This window comes from Chondrinema litorale (assembly GCF_026250525.1).
GTDB lineage: Bacteria > Bacteroidota > Bacteroidia > Cytophagales > Flammeovirgaceae > Chondrinema > Chondrinema litorale.
The window spans coordinates 4,092,901-4,108,731 of record NZ_CP111043.1 but is presented as its reverse complement, the minus strand read 5'-3'; the positions used below and the strand labels follow the sequence as shown (position 1 = coordinate 4,108,731).

Annotated in this window: 17 protein-coding genes; 11 read left to right on the top strand and 6 right to left on the bottom strand. The window is 33.3% G+C overall.

Annotated features, from left to right (window positions below):
* Position 1: 1 nt before the first annotated feature.
* On the bottom strand, positions 2 to 820 hold the full coding sequence (locus OQ292_RS16975) for a queuosine precursor transporter (protein WP_284683334.1): 819 nt from the start codon (positions 818 to 820) through the stop codon (positions 2 to 4).
* Positions 821 to 1,034: 214 nt separating this feature from the next.
* Between OQ292_RS16975 and OQ292_RS16970 the strand changes: the two genes are divergently transcribed.
* The 4 genes from OQ292_RS16970 (at position 1,035) to OQ292_RS16955 (ending at position 5,675) form a co-directional block, all read left to right on the top strand.
* Entirely contained in the window at positions 1,035 to 1,919 is an 885-nt protein-coding gene (locus tag OQ292_RS16970) for a universal stress protein (RefSeq protein WP_284683333.1), read from the top strand.
* A 313-nt stretch (positions 1,920 to 2,232) separates the two neighbouring features.
* Positions 2,233 to 2,403 (top strand): hypothetical protein, encoded by a 171-nt coding sequence (locus OQ292_RS16965; protein WP_284683332.1) that lies wholly within the window; start codon positions 2,233 to 2,235, stop codon positions 2,401 to 2,403.
* Between the two features lie 41 nt (positions 2,404 to 2,444).
* A complete protein-coding gene (locus tag OQ292_RS16960; RefSeq protein WP_284683331.1) occupies positions 2,445 to 4,802 on the top strand; it encodes a TonB-dependent receptor in 2,358 nt (785 codons plus the stop codon).
* 33 nt (positions 4,803 to 4,835) lie between these two features.
* Positions 4,836 to 5,675, top strand: coding sequence for a DUF4249 domain-containing protein (locus OQ292_RS16955; protein ID WP_284683330.1), 840 nt, complete (start codon positions 4,836 to 4,838; stop codon positions 5,673 to 5,675).
* Positions 5,676 to 5,724: 49 nt separating this feature from the next.
* Here the strand turns inward: OQ292_RS16955 and OQ292_RS16950 are convergent, their stop codons facing one another.
* On the bottom strand, positions 5,725 to 6,945 hold the full coding sequence (locus tag OQ292_RS16950) for an NADH-quinone oxidoreductase subunit D (protein ID WP_284683329.1): 1,221 nt from the start codon (positions 6,943 to 6,945) through the stop codon (positions 5,725 to 5,727).
* A 166-nt stretch (positions 6,946 to 7,111) separates the two neighbouring features.
* Between OQ292_RS16950 and OQ292_RS16945 the strand changes: the two genes are divergently transcribed.
* Positions 7,112 to 7,633 (top strand): DUF7935 family protein, encoded by a 522-nt coding sequence (locus OQ292_RS16945; RefSeq protein WP_284683328.1) that lies wholly within the window; start codon positions 7,112 to 7,114, stop codon positions 7,631 to 7,633.
* A 16-nt stretch (positions 7,634 to 7,649) separates the two neighbouring features.
* A complete protein-coding gene (locus tag OQ292_RS16940; RefSeq protein WP_284683327.1) occupies positions 7,650 to 8,393 on the top strand; it encodes an acyl-[acyl-carrier-protein] thioesterase in 744 nt (247 codons plus the stop codon).
* A 34-nt stretch (positions 8,394 to 8,427) separates the two neighbouring features.
* On the opposite strand, the gene OQ292_RS16935 is transcribed toward OQ292_RS16940, so the two are convergent.
* On the bottom strand, positions 8,428 to 8,823 hold the full coding sequence (locus OQ292_RS16935; protein WP_284683326.1) for a DUF1987 domain-containing protein: 396 nt from the start codon (positions 8,821 to 8,823) through the stop codon (positions 8,428 to 8,430).
* 16 nt (positions 8,824 to 8,839) lie between these two features.
* Entirely contained in the window at positions 8,840 to 9,382 is a 543-nt protein-coding gene (locus OQ292_RS16930) for a SiaB family protein kinase (RefSeq protein WP_284683325.1), read from the bottom strand.
* 107 nt (positions 9,383 to 9,489) lie between these two features.
* Here OQ292_RS16930 and OQ292_RS16925 point away from each other — a divergent pair, with 107 nt between their 5' ends.
* The 5 genes from OQ292_RS16925 to OQ292_RS16905 all read left to right on the top strand — a co-directional run bounded on the left by OQ292_RS16925 (position 9,490) and on the right by OQ292_RS16905 (position 13,044).
* A complete protein-coding gene (locus tag OQ292_RS16925; protein ID WP_284683324.1) occupies positions 9,490 to 10,287 on the top strand; it encodes an alpha/beta hydrolase in 798 nt (265 codons plus the stop codon).
* A 99-nt stretch (positions 10,288 to 10,386) separates the two neighbouring features.
* Complete coding sequence (locus OQ292_RS16920; protein WP_284683323.1) at positions 10,387 to 10,953, top strand: hypothetical protein; 567 nt, start codon at positions 10,387 to 10,389, stop codon at positions 10,951 to 10,953.
* Positions 10,943 to 11,572, top strand: coding sequence for an HD domain-containing protein (locus OQ292_RS16915; RefSeq protein WP_284683322.1), 630 nt, complete (start codon positions 10,943 to 10,945; stop codon positions 11,570 to 11,572). Before OQ292_RS16920 ends, OQ292_RS16915 begins: the two co-directional genes overlap by 11 nt.
* Positions 11,573 to 11,581: 9 nt before the next feature.
* Positions 11,582 to 12,295, top strand: a complete 714-nt coding sequence (locus OQ292_RS16910; RefSeq protein ID WP_284683321.1) for an RsmE family RNA methyltransferase — start codon at positions 11,582 to 11,584, stop codon at positions 12,293 to 12,295.
* Positions 12,296 to 12,381: 86 nt separating this feature from the next.
* Positions 12,382 to 13,044, top strand: coding sequence for a DUF4159 domain-containing protein (locus tag OQ292_RS16905; RefSeq protein ID WP_284683320.1), 663 nt, complete (start codon positions 12,382 to 12,384; stop codon positions 13,042 to 13,044).
* A gap of 53 nt (positions 13,045 to 13,097) precedes the next feature.
* Here OQ292_RS16905 and OQ292_RS16900 read toward each other — a convergent pair whose 3' ends face one another.
* Positions 13,098 to 13,853 carry an NlpC/P60 family protein gene (locus OQ292_RS16900; protein WP_284683319.1) on the bottom strand — a complete coding sequence of 252 codons (756 nt, stop codon included), beginning with the start codon at positions 13,851 to 13,853 and terminating at the stop codon, positions 13,098 to 13,100.
* Between the two features lie 67 nt (positions 13,854 to 13,920).
* A complete protein-coding gene (locus OQ292_RS16895) occupies positions 13,921 to 15,753 on the bottom strand; it encodes a pyruvate kinase (protein WP_284683318.1) in 1,833 nt (610 codons plus the stop codon).
* Positions 15,754 to 15,831 lie beyond the last annotated feature (78 nt).

Here is a 15,831-nt window from a genome sequence, read left to right as displayed (position 1 = left end):
CCTATTTGCTACTTAACGGTTTTTCAAAAAATTCACTGGCAGATGCTTCATTAATCATTTGTTCAGATAATTCTTTGCCTAGATACATATCTATAAAATAATGGGCAACATATAGTAGCGGAGTAAGTACCACTGCTACACAAAATTTATATATATAATTCATTATGCCAACTGCAATCACTTCTTTTAATGGCCAAATACCATAAAAAGCCACACCTAATACTACAAAGCTATCAATAAACTGAGAAATTAGTGTAGAACCAGTTGCTCTTAGCCAAATTTTAGAACTACCAGTAAATTTTCTAAGCCATTGGAAAGTAAATGCGTCTACTAGCTGGCCAATTAAAAAGGCTACTAGTGATCCAATTATAATTCGTAAACCTTGTCTAAATATACTAGAAAAAGCATAATCAATATCAAAGGTATTACCATCAGCATCTTTACTATACACTTCAAGCCAGAATTGAGCTGGTGGCAAATCTGTTACAATCCATATCACTATAAACATATAGGCAATAAATGCCGCTGTTAAAAATGATATTCTCCTCACTCCTGCTTTCCCAAAATACTCATTTATAATATCGGTTGTGATAAAAACCACAGGCCAAATCATTACCCCTGCAGTAAGATTAAAGTCCAATACAAACTCACCTAGTAAATGAATTTGCGCAGGTTTCATTCCTAACAGCGATTCCAGTGAAAATATCTTTACACCTACGACTTCGGCTAATATGGCATTAGTTAAAAAAATACCGCTTAAAACGATAAAAAGGCTAGTTCTTTTATCTTTTATAAATGAGAGTGACTTTTCGCTATTCAATTTTTTACTTTCTTTAATATTTGTTTAAACTATTAAAAACAAATCTAATCATTAAGCATTCTTAAAAAAAGGAAGTTTATTTCTGTAATAGAAATGAGCAGCTTTCTAATTAAAAGCTCAAGTAATCTTATGATTAAAATCATATTTTTAACTTGCGTATGTAAATATATTTAAGACATAAAATTACTAAGAAACCAGTTTAACCAGTAATCAAATGAGCACTATAAAAAAAATACTCGTCCCAACAGATTTTTCTACTGAAGCAAACAATGCACTCGCAGTTGCAGTAGAAATTGCTGATAGAATTAATGCAGAGATTACCCTCCTCCATATAGTAGATATTCCATACGTGGGCCATGAAGATAACCTTGGTATTATGGGTTATACTGAAGACCATGCAGAGAATCCAGCATTTTACAAACTCTACATGGAAAAACTCATGGAAACTACAAAAGGTAGGATTCAGGCGCTTAAAGATCAATATCCACACAGCACTATTAAAGAGCATGTTGTATTTGACTCATTCCAAAAACACATGGCTAAATTTGTTGTAAAAGACCAAACTGATTTAATCGTAATAGGCTCTAAAGGTGCTAGTGGCATAGATGAGGTATTTGTTGGTTCTAATACTGAAAAAGTGATTAGATACTCTAAAGTACCTGTACTTACTGTGAAGCATTATCCTGAGGGTTTCGATCCAAGAAAGATTGTGTTTGCATCTAACTTTAAGAAAGTCCCTGAAAAAACAATTACTGCCTTAAAGAGCTTCCAAGAAATTTTTATGGCCGAATTGGTGTTTGTAAAAATAATAACACCTAACACTTTTGAAACAACACCTGATACACTAAATTTGATTAATGAGTTCGCCAAAAGTCATGGGTTTGAAGATTACAAAGCAGAAGTTTTCAATTACTTTACAGAGGAAGAAGGAATTAGAGCTTTTGGGCATGAAATAAGTGCAGACATTATGGCTATGAGTACTCATGGCAGAACAGGTATTTCTCACTTACTATTTGGTAGTATAGCAGAAGAAGTTGCTAACCATGCATCAATACCAGTTTTAACTTTTAATGATCACTTCAACGAAAAAGAAGATTAATAAATAGCTTTATAAGTATTAAGTTCCAATCTTAATACCTCAACACTATAGACCGCCTATTCCTACAGGCGGTCTTTTTTTATGCTTTTCATTAAAAAAAGGCTCCCATAAGTAACCAATAAGTTCCGTTCAACTAATGATGATACCACCCATAATAATTCACAAAAAAAACATAGAGTTTACCTGAACAATCGCAATCAGCAATGCCGTATAGTAAGCTGATTATCTATCTCAGAAATACATCTTATTATACTGCACAATCTACTTTATCCTAATAATTCACTCTTAAATTTCTTATTCTAAAATTTATCTTATGAGAAAAAATAATTTAAGCAAACTCTTCACAAGAAAGGGAAAGTTTCAATTAGGTTATGTAAAAAGTTATACAAGAGGTTTTGTAAGTTCAATTAAAAATTATGAGAATATGCTTGTAGAAGATGAAATAGCTCAACTAATCAAAACGAGCAAAATTGTAAGAGAATAGCCCTCATTTTTTCAAAGTATAATACACTATTTACCAACTCTATGTGTCAGATTAATAAGTATTTTTTATCACTATCATTTCTTTTTATAAGCTTCTATGCTTTTTCGCAGCAAAGTTATACTATTAGCGGATATGTTAAAGACGCCAAAACTGGCGAAGAACTACTAGGTGTAACAGTATATGTAGAAGAGATAAAAAACGGAGTAGTTTCAAATCCTTATGGATTCTACTCGCTTACCCTTAAAGAAGGAGAATATAACATTACTTTAAGCTTTATCGGATATGAACCTTTAAAAAAACAAATTACACTTAACGAAAACCTCTCACTCAACTTAAAATTAACAGAATCTAGTACCGAACTAGAAGAGGTTGTAGTAGAAGCCGAGGCCGAAGATCACAACGTACAAGATCTTTCTATTGGTAAATCAGAGATTAATATTGTTCAGGTTAAAAACCTTCCGGCCCTATTTGGCGAGCCCGATATTATCAAAACAGTTCAGATGCAGCCTGGTGTTTTAACTGCCGGCGAAGGAACTTCTGCATTTTTTGTTCGTGGTGGAAGTGCCGACCAAAACATGATTCTTCTTGACGAGGCACCAGTATACGACCCGTCTCATTTCTTTGGGTTATTTTCAGTTTTTAATGCAGATGTAATTAAAAGCTCAGAGCTTTACAGAGGAGGCATTCCAGCACAATATGGCGGCCGCTTATCATCTTTACTTGATATTAGAACAAAGGATGGTAATGCAAACAAACTCTCAGGAGCAGGCTCTATAGGGCTATTAGCTAGTAAATTTATGCTAGAAGGTCCCATCGCTAAAAACAAAAGCTCTTTTATAGTTTCTGCCCGAAGATCTTATGCTGATGTTGTCGCCAAAGCTGTTGGGCAAAACATTCCTGTTTATTTCTATGATTTTAATGGAAAAATTAACTGGAAGCCAAACAACAAAAACAGATTCTTCCTCGCCGCTTATCTTGGTAGAGATGTAATCAACTTTAACGATGGAGGAATCGGCTGGGGTAATAAAACTACCACCTTCCGCTGGAACCATTTGTTTAATGAGCGATTGTTTTCCAACACTACTTTTGCTTTTAGCGATTTTGATTACAAATTGTTCTTGGATGATGATGTACAAGGTTTCGAATGGACTGCCAATATGCAAGAAGCCACGTTGAAAAAAGACCTTACTTATTTCCTAAACCCATCCAATGAGATAAGCTTTGGTGCTTCGGCTACTTACAGAAGATTCTCGCCTGGCAGAATAGAACCTAAAGGAGAACATTCCATCTTTGCCAATGTGCAGCTCGACAAGCAATATGCAATGGATTATGCTTTATATCTGGGAAATACTCAAAAAATTTCAGACAGGTTTTCTCTACAGTATGGACTTAGATATTCCATATTCCAGAGTGTTGGAGATCAAGAAGTTAAAATATACGAAGACCCAACAGATAATGTAAACATCAATATTATCGAGATCAAAAAGTATGATCAGTTTGAGCCAATAAAAACCTTTCATAACCTTGAGCCAAGATTCTCTGCAAGATATACATTGAATGAAAGCAGTTCTTTAAAGGCTTCTTACCAGAGAATGGTACAAAACATTCACTTAATTGCCAATTCTACAGTGCCAATTCCATTTAATACTTGGGCGCCAAGTGGTATGTATTTAAAGCCACAAAAGGCAGATCAGGTTGCAATAGGTTATTTCAGAAACTTTGACAATAATACTTATGAGTTCTCTGTGGAAACCTATTACAAAGAAATGAAAAATGTGACCGACTTTGCAGATAATGCACAAGTTTTCTTTAATGAAGATCTACCTACTGAATATAGACAAGGCACATCAGACTCTTATGGATTAGAGTTTAACCTCAAGAAAAATGAAGGTCGCTTAACAGGTTTTGCTAGTTATACATGGTCTAAAACCAACAGAGAAGTTCCTGATGTAAATAACAATGAACCATTTCTGGCAAATTATGACAGAAGGCATTCCTTTAATTTGGCCGCGACCTATCAGCTCGATCAGTATTATACCTTTGGTGCAAACTTCGTGTACTATACAGGAAGACCCATCACCTTGCCTACAGGTAGATATGAATTTGATGGCTATAACATGGATTTAATTAGCGAAAGAAATGGATATAAACTAGAAGACTTCCATAGGCTAGATATTTCTGTAACCAAAGAAGGCAAAAAGAATAACAGCAGAAAATGGAAAACTTCGCAGAGTTTAGGCATTTACAATGTCTATAATCGCAGAAATCCATTTACAATCTATTCTAGAACTAAACAAGACGACGATGGTGAAATTATCGGCGATGGTTCTGAGAAGGAACTTAGAAAAGTTTCTCTTTTCCCAATTCTGCTTTCCTATTCTTGGAGAGTTAGGTTCTAGTAATTCACAATATTGAAAAATAAAAATAATATTATGCTTAAGCAATTAATATATATTTCTCTGATTTCGTGGTTGTTGGCAGCATGTAATAACCTTGAACAAACTGTAACACCAGACCTTAACCAAGTTGAGGCTAAAATTGTAATTGAAGGTTTAATTACTAATGAGTTAAAAGCTCAGAAAGTAATTGTTAGCAAAACTGCTGGTTTTTATACCACTGGTGCTACTGAAAAAGTAAGCAATGCTGATGTAATTGTAGAAGACAACGATGGTAATTTATTTACCTTCGAAGAGTCTGAAGAAACTCCTGGTTTATATACTGCTGAATTTGCTGGTGAGGTTGGCAAGATCTATTCACTCACTGTAAATGTAGATGGAGAATTTTATGAGGCTTCTGAAGAAATGTTTCGAGTTACTACCATCGATAGTCTTACATGGGAAATTGACGAAGATGAAAAAAATGATTTAGAAGAAGATGATGATGATAGTGGTGAGTTCTACGATGTATTGTTATTTACAAAAGAACCACCGGAAACAGAAGATTATTACCTATTCAAATTTTACAGAAATGGTGAAATAGATAATGAAGATAACCAAGAAGTATACTATTCTGACGATGCTATTTTAGATGAAGCTATTGAAGGTTTAGAAGCTGTTTCTTTTTATGCGCTAAACGATTCTATTACTGTAGAGGCTTATAGTATAACCCGACAAGCATATCTTTTCTATTCAGACATGCAATTATTGTTAGACAACGATGGTGGGATTTATGGCCCCATTCCAGCTAATTTAAGAAATAACCTGAGTAATGACGCCTTAGGATACTTTCAGGTTTCTGCAGTAGACAGAGAGTCTATAATTGTAGGCAAATAATTTAAAAGCTAATAATCCTGTGATGATTATATCTATCACAGGATTATTTTTATCTGTCTACCTCACCCATTACAATATCGATTGAACCAATAATTGCAACAAGGTCAGCAAGCATTACACCTTTACTTAACTCAGACAAGATAGAAAGATTCACAAAAGAACAAGAACGCGCTTTTACACGTAATGGCACTTCTTTATTTTTTCTTGCTCTAAAATAGAATCCTAATTCACCCTTTGGACTTTCGCCTCTAAAATATAAATCTGTGTTTTCTTTTGGCCAAATTTTTCGCGGAACAACAGCTTGAGGATCAAAATCTCGATTTCTTTTATGCTCGCCTTTTAACTTCTCTAAACATTGAGATATAATCTTTAACGATTCGTAGCATTCTAAAACACGTACTTGAGTTCTATCCCAACAGTCACCTTTTGTACCCATCTCACCTTTACCTATTGGAATATCAAAGTCTAACTCAGGATAAACAGAATAGCCATCAACCTTTCTAAGGTCATACTTTAAACCACTACCTCTTAACATGGGGCCAGTAACACCATAGTTAATGGCTAAATCTAGCGGTAATACACCTACATTGGCAGTACGCTCGATAAATATTTTATTACTCACAATAAGTTGTTGCAGTTCTAATAGCTTCGGCTGCATATATTCTACAAACTCAGAACATCTTTCTTCAAAACCAACAGGCAAATCGTAATATAAGCCACCAATCCATATATAATTGTAAAGCATTCTTGCTCCACAAGTCCATTCTAGCAATCTCAAAATATGCTCTCTGTCTCTCATCATCCATAAAAATGGAGTAAATGCACCAATATCAAGGGCATAAGTACCAACAGCTACGAAATGAGAAGCTAATCGATTTAATTCTGCAACCAGCACTCTTATATACTCTACTCTTTTGGGAATTTTATCTGTTAAACCCAAAAGTTTCTCTACTCCCATTGCATAAATATGCTCTGAGTTCATGGCGGCCACATAATCCATTCGATCCACATAGGGGATCGTTTGGTTATAAGCCATTGATTCTGCATGCTTTTCAAAACATCGATGCAAATATCCCAAATGTGGTACTACATCAACTATATACTCTCCATCTGTAAGTACTTCGAGCCTAAGCACTCCATGTGTAGAGGGGTGTTGCGGACCAATATTAAGCACCATTTCATGAGATTGTAAATCTTCTGGCGCATAATAACTTGCTTCAGACTTATTTAAGTTGTCTTTATGATATATGTATTGTACTTCTTTCTTCATTCAAACAGAATTTGCCATAAAGATAAGAAGCCTTATTAAAAAGGGAAACTTATTATTTCTCAGATTTTTATATGAGGTATTGTCCATAATCAACAAATAAAATCTCAATTATTTCATTATAATTGCAAGCATATTTTACTAGCTAATTTTTTTATATTTTTTTAGAATGGACGCTTTTTTCGAGATATTAAAATTTACCCTTCCCTCTGCAGTAGTTTTATTCGGTGTCTACATGCTTTTTAAAACAAGCCTTGAAAACTTACTGGAGTTGCAACACATGAATAAATCTGGTGAACGAACCAAAGAAATATTGCCTCTACGCTTACAAGCTTACGAACGCATAATACTTTTGCTCGAGAGAATCACTCCTAATAACTTGATTGTGAGACTAAGTGATAATAACTTTAATGTCGTACAATTTCAAAACCTTCTAGTTCAAGAAATTAGAGAAGAGTTTAATCATAACTTGTCTCAGCAGATTTATATGAGCAACGAAGCTTGGGAAGTAACCAGAAAAACCAAAGAGGAAATTATTGCTTTAATAAATGAATCTGCTAAAGATTTGAATAAAGAAGCGCCCTCGATAGAACTTTCAAAAAAAATATTCCAAAATGTTCTCGATTCTCAGAACGATTTAGTGAGCAATAACCTTCAGTTTATAAAAAATGAAGTAAGACAACTTTTTTAATTAATCTGCACTTTATATGAAAGCCAGTAAAGAAAACTACAGGATTTATCATACGCATTTAAATCCCAATCAAAAGCTTTCTATACCGGCCTTAGCAGGTTTTTTACAAGAAGCAGCGTGGCTAAATGTGAAAGAGATTGGTGTTCCCACATCTATGCTTTTAAAACAGAATATCGCATGGGTTTTAACCCGAATGAATATTCTTATAAATGATGAAGCAGATCACAGAGACGATATTACTGTAGAAACATGGCCTTCTGGAAGTGATAAATATTACTTTTATCGTGACTTTCAAATTTATAATAAAAAAAAACAGATAGCACGTGTAACCAATAATTGGATTTTAATTAATTTAAAAACACGACAATTAACTCCAGTTCCTGAGTTTTTATCAAAACTTGCTTTTGACCACAGTAAAACTCCACTTGAAAGAGCTAAATCTAAAATCCAAGCTCCTAAAAACTCAGAATTTCAACTAGACATTAAGGTAAACTGGCATCAGTTAGATATTAATCAGCACACAAATAATACTTTTTACCTGCAATGGATTCTAGATACAATCCCTATAGAAATTCACCAATCTTATTCCTTAAAAGAGGTTGATATCATCTTTAAAGCTGAAAGCCTTTTGAATGAAAGTTTAAAAGCAATTGCTGAAAAACAAGAAGATGAAACTTATTTCCATCAAATAAAAAATGAAGAGGGTAAAGAGCTTGTAAGAGCTAAAACTGTATGGACAAAAAAAAAGAGTAACTCTTAAAGAATCACTCTCTTAAAATAAAATCATATTTTAATTAGTAAGGAATAATCGCAATATCCAAACCAGTATCATCTTTAAAGTCTTCTGCTTCCTCTACGTTATCTTCATCATCTTCTGGATGATACCAGTTAACAGTAACATCACCACCTTCCTCTTCGTATTTCTTAATCATTTTTAATAAGTCCAAAATACCTTTAGATGAACTTGTATTAAAATAAGTAAGTTTAAAATCAAATCTTAAAGCTTTTCCAGTTTTTGAATATTCTTGTAACCAGCTTAGCAGTTTATCATAAAACTCCCAAGTATCTTCAAGATAAGACTCACCCTCTAAAGTACATACTCCTGTCTCTGCGTTAAAATTTACACTTGGCGTAAAAAATGTACCTTTTTCGCCTTCAATTTCTAGATTGTTTAATATTTCTTGTGCCATAAGAATGTATGCGATATTATTTATTTATTTTAACTGATAAAGAAAAGAAAGAAACCTGATCATCTACCTGTCTCACTTCCATCTGAAGTGGATTTCCTGATGTAAGTGCAACTTGAATAAGACCAATACCAGCACCTTTACTTCTAGATCCTTGTGGCTTATTCCTTTGTTCTTTTTTGAGTTTTCTTAAATCATCTTTGTCCATTGAATTGATGATTTCACCACTTTCTACTAACTCATCTACGTATACATTTTCAACCAGATTGCCACATGAAAAAATATATTCTTCCTCTGTTTCTGTAACTAAAAGAAGACCAACACTATCTTTTTTATTAGAAAAAGTAACCTTCTCTGCTGAGTAGTATAAAATGTTTTGTGATAACTCCATAAACACTGAAAATACTTTTCTACCTGCTTTAGGATTATCGGCTAATTTTGAGCGTATATCAGCACTGATTTCAGCCATGATTACTGCAGTTACTGGCCCTTTGTAAGAAATAATTACATTTTCATGTTGAATAAGTGAATAATATTCAAACAAACTTAGTTTTCTAGTCATAATACATAGTAGATTGATAATTTCTAAAGCTAACGTAGGTTACTTTTCAAGATTGTTTAAATACATTTATTTTGCTTTTACTGCACTAAACAGTTTTTTTTAAGCATATGCAATTCACTTTTTTCAATACAGCTATTTTTGTAATAATCGCTTATTTATTGTTATGTGTTGTTTACTATCTAATTCAGGAAAAAATCATTTTTTTACCAGAAAAACTAGCCGATAGCTATAAACATCAAACAAAACTTTCCTTTGATGAAATCAATATTAAAACAGAAGAAGGAGTAACAATTAATGCATTACATTTTAAGAAGAAAAATGCAATCGGAGCCATTTTATATTTCCATGGCAATGCAGGCAGTTTAAAAAGATGGATAGAGGTAGTCCATTATTTTGATAAATTCCCTTACGATTTTTTTATTTACGACTATCGTTCGTATGGTAAAAGTATTGGTAAAAAAACGGAAGAAGGCATGTATATAGATGCCAGATACTGTATGAAATACTTAATGAATTTTTTTAATCCAAAAGAAATTATATTATATGGTAGGTCTCTAGGCACTGGAATCGCTTCAAAAATGGCAACTGAACACAACGTAAAAGCTGTTATTTTAGAAACACCCTATTATAATCTATACGATGTAGCAAAACATTATGCACCTTTCGTACCTTATAAGTTATTAATGAGATTTAGTTTTAGGTCGGATTTATGTTTGCCGCAAATAAAATGTCCAGTTTATATATTCCATGGAACTAAAGACAAGATCGTTCCTTATAGTTCTGCAAAAAAACTATCGGGGAAATTAAATGGGAATGGTAAATTTGTAACTATTCCAAATGCTGGACACAATAATCTGGAAGACTTTGATAGATTTAATATCGAATTAAACCATATCTTAACTTAAGAAACGAGCAAATCACTAATTTTGTTAGTTTCAATTTTCAAAAAATGCAAATAGAGTAATAGGTTAAGCATTTATAATCACAGAATTTAAAAATCTTTTATGAAAAAAATTTATTTTATATATATCCTTTTTTTACTCAATTGCTTTGCATGTCAAGATGACCCTGAATTTGAAATAACACAAAATATACTTTTTCTTGTGGGTGACGCAGGTGAAGGCAAAACTTGGAAATTGGTAAAAGCGGAAATCCCTTTAGAAACAAATGGTAGTGCACAAACCATTATCTATGATATACTGAATCAACCAGAATTTTCATGCTATAAAGACGACAACTTCACATTTATGTTAGATGACAGTCTACATATTAATTCTGGTACAACTATTTGCGACAATCTTTTCTATGAAACAGCTTCTGCTTCTTGGGAAATTAGCGAAGAGTCTTCCCCCGATCCTTCAATACTCATGATTAGCAGAGCAAAAGGCGATGTTACTGAAAAGTACGACTTCCCTTTAAATCAAATAAATAAAGAGATGATAATCTCTCAAATAAATCTACCAGTTAACGAACCTATTGAAATTCAGTTAGATGATGTTAGCGCAACCATTTATGAGCTAGACTTAACTTTGTTTTTTGAATCAGTAGATACGTTAAATAATGGTAAGTAAATTAAAGGAAAACTGTAGTAAACTTTTAGAAAAGTATAGCCCAAACATAGAATTTACTACTAAAACTTTAAACACCATTTTTTCTTATTATACAGAAACTCACAGAGCTTATCATAATCTCACACATATAAATGACCTTCTTAACACGCTAACAGATAAAGGCCTTCATTTAGAAAATCCAGATTTAATTTATTTGGCAGTATGGTTTCATGATATTATTTATGATCCACAGAGTAAAGAAAATGAAACCAAAAGTGCTGAGTTCGCTACAAAAACATTAAAACACACATGTTTAGAAAAGCAGCAAATTGAATATATTGAAGCATTAATTATAGCTACAGCAAAGCATAATTGGTTCGATAATCAACTAGACGCAGCCTATTTTTTAGATGCAGATTTATCTATTTTAGGTAGTGAAACAGCCAAATACGATTTATATTCTTCACAAATAAGAAAAGAATACATATCATATCCAGACAGTATTTTTTATAGTGGAAGAAAAAAAGTATTGATTAATTTCCTTCAAAGAGAAAATATTTACTATTCGAAATTTTTTAAGGATAAATTTGAAGCTCAAGCAAGAAAAAATATACAAAGAGAAGTTGAAAGTTATTCTTAATTAAGTACTATGCATGCATTTTACCATCCAGATACCAATAAAACAGATATTGAGATTAAATTATCAGAAGCTGAATCTTTACATTGCAGCAAAGTGTTAAGGTTGAAAGCGGGTGATGAAATTCATATATTTAATGGTAAAGGAGGGATTTTTAATGGCAAGATTGCAAAACAAGAAAAAAAGCAAACGATAGTTGCCATTCAATCACAAATAAGTGATATAAAACAAAGAGAATTCAAAATTCATCTGGCTATAGCTCCTACTAAAAATACAGACAGAATAGAATGGTTTGTGGAAAAAGCCATTGAAATAGGCATTGATAAGATCACCTTTATTCTTAGCAGGTATTCCGAAAGAAAACACCTGAGATTAGACAGAATTCATAAAATAGCAGTTAGTGCTATGAAACAATCTTACAATCCTTTTTATCCAGAAATAACAGAACTTCAAAGATTTGAAGATTTTTTACAAAGTGATATTGAGGAAAAAGAAAAATATTTGGCTTACGAAGAAACAGCAACAAATCAATCTTTAATAAAAGAGGCTAAGCCAAACAGTTCTTATTGTATTATTGTTGGGCCAGAAGGTGGCTTTAATTCAGAAGAATTACAAAATGCAGATAACGCCGGATTTAAAAAAGTAAGTCTCGGACCGAACAGGTTAAGAACAGAAACAGCAGGTGTTGTAGCATGTAATATTTTAAATATGATTCATCTGCGTTAATTAAAATTAAATGCTATTTTTCAGAAACTTAAATGTTTTTAAGAGCTTGTAAAGCTAATTTTTAATCTTTATTCCTACTAAGTCGCATGAAATTATTAACCCTTATTATTTCGAGTTTACTTACATTATCGCTAAATGCCCATAGTCAGGATTATTCCTTTAAAATTGCCAAACTTAAATATAATGGTGGTGGAGACTGGTATGCCAATAAAACTTCGCTACCAAATTTGATTGAATTCTGCAATCAGAGCTTAAATATGAATATAAATCCAGAAGATGATATAGTTGAAGTAGGTAGTCCAGAGATTTATTCATATCCATTTATATACATGACAGGTCATGGTAATGTAGTATTTTCGGCACAAGAAGCAGAAAATCTGAGAAATTATCTAATCTCTGGAGGCTTTCTCCATATTGACGATAACTACGGACTCGATAAATTTATTAGGGTAGAAATGAAAAAAGTTTTTCCAGAACTCGATTTTATTGAGCTACCTTATAACCATCCTATATATCATCAAAAATTTGATTTTAAAGAAGGGCTCCCAAAAATACATGAACACGACAACAAACCTCCTCAAGGGTTTGGAATAGTTTACGAAGGTAGATTGGTATGCTTCTACTCTTATGAGTGTGATTTGGGTAACGGATGGGAAGATCAGGTAATTTATAACGACCCTGAGAATGTACGCCAAAAAGCCTTACAAATGGGTGCTAATATACTCTCGTACGCTTGTACAAACTTTTAATAAAGAAAAAGTGTGATATTATTTGTGATAAGCTAATATCACACTTTTATTATTTAACCTCCGTAATTAACTCTGTAGTAACCTAAGAATTTAGTTCCGATCTGAGAAGTGTCGTAAATACCACCAGGAAAGTTCTTTCCCAAAAAGCCAATTCCTACACCATTTCCGCCATTCTTTCCAGCAGATAAATAAAACAGAGCAATGTTTCCAGGTGAGCCTTCAAAAAACATTATATCACCGGGTTGCGGATTATCTGTTTTTTCTAATTGCTCCATCATAATTTCAGATAAGAACTTATTCTTTTCATTCTGAATGTCTTTGCCCGCAAAACTCAACACATATCTGGCAAACTCTGGACTATCAAATCCATAAGATGGAGAATGGCCACCTAATTTAAATCTGTATTTTCTCAATGGCAGTAATAAAGCTGTAGATAACACTACTTTCTTGTTTCCAGAAGGCACATTGGCAAATGCTGCTGCAACTTCATCAGGGTTTACACCTTCATTAAAAAGCGTTACTTTTTCTTTTTGCAAAATCTGATCAATCTGAGCCATTATTGCTTTTACTTCCTCTTTACCCCCACTTCCTGCATTTAGTGTATTCAATTGAGCTTCAAGCGTAGTGTTTTTTTGCTGCAGTGTTGTAATGGTTGTTTGTAATTCTGTAACCTGATTGTCTGCATTTTGCCATTTATACAAAAGGAAAAATACTAAACCTAACAAGATTACAAGAAAAACTATAAGCGCAATAAATGAAAACTTTGAAAGGCTGATTTGATTTTTATTTTCTTCAGATGCAGTTTCCATAGTTTAATAATAAGTTTAAAAAATGATGATGAATGTGAATAGATAGTTAAATAAACTCAAAAATCTATTAACTACCAATTTGCATAACGGGAAGCATAGGTGCTTTCTTGTTCTGATAGTTCTTCATCGTCTTAAGTATATGGTCTAACATCTCTATAGCATGAATAATATGCGGGCCTTTATTTAACATTACACATTCTGCTCTTTGAGACATGGCTGCATCAGTTATCTCTGCTCTTGATGGTATTCCCTTTTTCGCCAAGTTTTCTAATACTTGCGTTGCCCAAACTACTGGTATATGCGCTGCTTGGCATAGCGATAATATTTCTTCTTGTATTCTACCCATGTGCTCCCAACCACATTCAATTGCTAGATCACCTCTGGCAATCATCACTCCAACTGGATATGTTTGCATAGCAGTAAGCAGAATTTCTGTAAGATTATTAAAACCAGATTGTGTTTCAATTTTAAGAATGAGCCCCAAGTTTTTACTTTCGAGTTTATCTAATTCATCTAGTAACTCTTGTACATCTGAAGCTCTGTTGACAAATGACAAATTCACAACATCTGCATTTTGAGCAACAAATGGCAAATCTTCTTTATCTTTCTCAGTTAAACCACTGATATTCAGCTTACTTTCTGGGAAATTGATACCCTTATCAGCTCGAAGTTTGGCACCTCCATCACTGGCATAGTTGATTCTTATTACTAACTTATCTTCATGCACCTCTCTAATTACGCCTTCAATTTTACCATCATCAAAAAGTATCCTCTCACCTTCTTCCACACTTGAAAATATCTCCTCAGAAGTACAAGAAATATGTGCATGTTGCTTAATTAATCCTTCCTCATCGTATACATGCGGTTCTCCAAGTACTTTCTTTTTATTAAGAATTAACTTATCGCCTATTCTTAAAACAAGACTTTGTTCTACAGAAGGTAACGTCCCAACCTCTGCTTCTGAAAGTTCTCCTTCACGGTCAATTTTAATAATGGTACCAGTTTCTAAATAAGTAGTTTTTTTAATGTAAACTACCCAACTAGCATCTTCCTTTTGCTTAATTTTTAATCTTCTCTTTTTCCCTCTGGCATCTTTAAAAGTTAAAACATCATCAATTTGTAATTGCTCAAAATATTTATCTACAATAGGAACTTGATTAATATCTATCTCAGACGCATAGTCTTTTGCCGAAACCAGATACACTGGTAAAGGATTTATAACTCGGCCAAAAACATCTTTTTCTGGCTTGAATTTAACAACACCCGGTCCGGGTAAAATCTCACCAGTCCTTATTTTTGGCCCACCCAAATCCATACTAATTTTACATCTGCGCTTAATCTTTTTACTAGCAGTTTGTATATGACCAATCATACTTTTCCACTCAGCAGGTCCATCATGCGCGCAGTTTATACGAGCTGTATTCATTCCAGCCTGTAAAATCCTTTCTACTAGATCGTAGTTTTGAGCTGTTTCACTTGGTTGGGTTACCATTATTCTTACTCTTCTGCCTTTTGTTCTGTAACCCAGTAATTCCTTTACATTTTTATTTAGATGCTTCTCTCCTTGCTTAAAAGAAACTCTTGCTCTAATTCCCTCTATTTTCTTTTCTTCTACAAAACTCTGCAAAATTGCTCTATTCATTTGCATGCTAGCCATTACATGCGCTTCTGCTTTACCAAGTCTTGATAGCCCCAAATAAGCTAACTGATCTTGTAGCTTTCTAATATCATGTAATCTTAGAGTTCTGTAGTGGATAAGATTTATAGCACTATCACGATAGTTTGGATGCACTTTCGCTATCTGATCGGCATATTCTACTTCAGTTTTTCGGGCATGTTCAATCACCTGATCGAGGCGAGAAATCATCGCCAATATCTCATTTTTCTTAATCTTCATCATCTCATTTTCAGGGAAAATTTTCCTTTAATGCAAGCTTACATACAACCTGTTCAAAGGCTGTAATTTACGTGTCTAGCA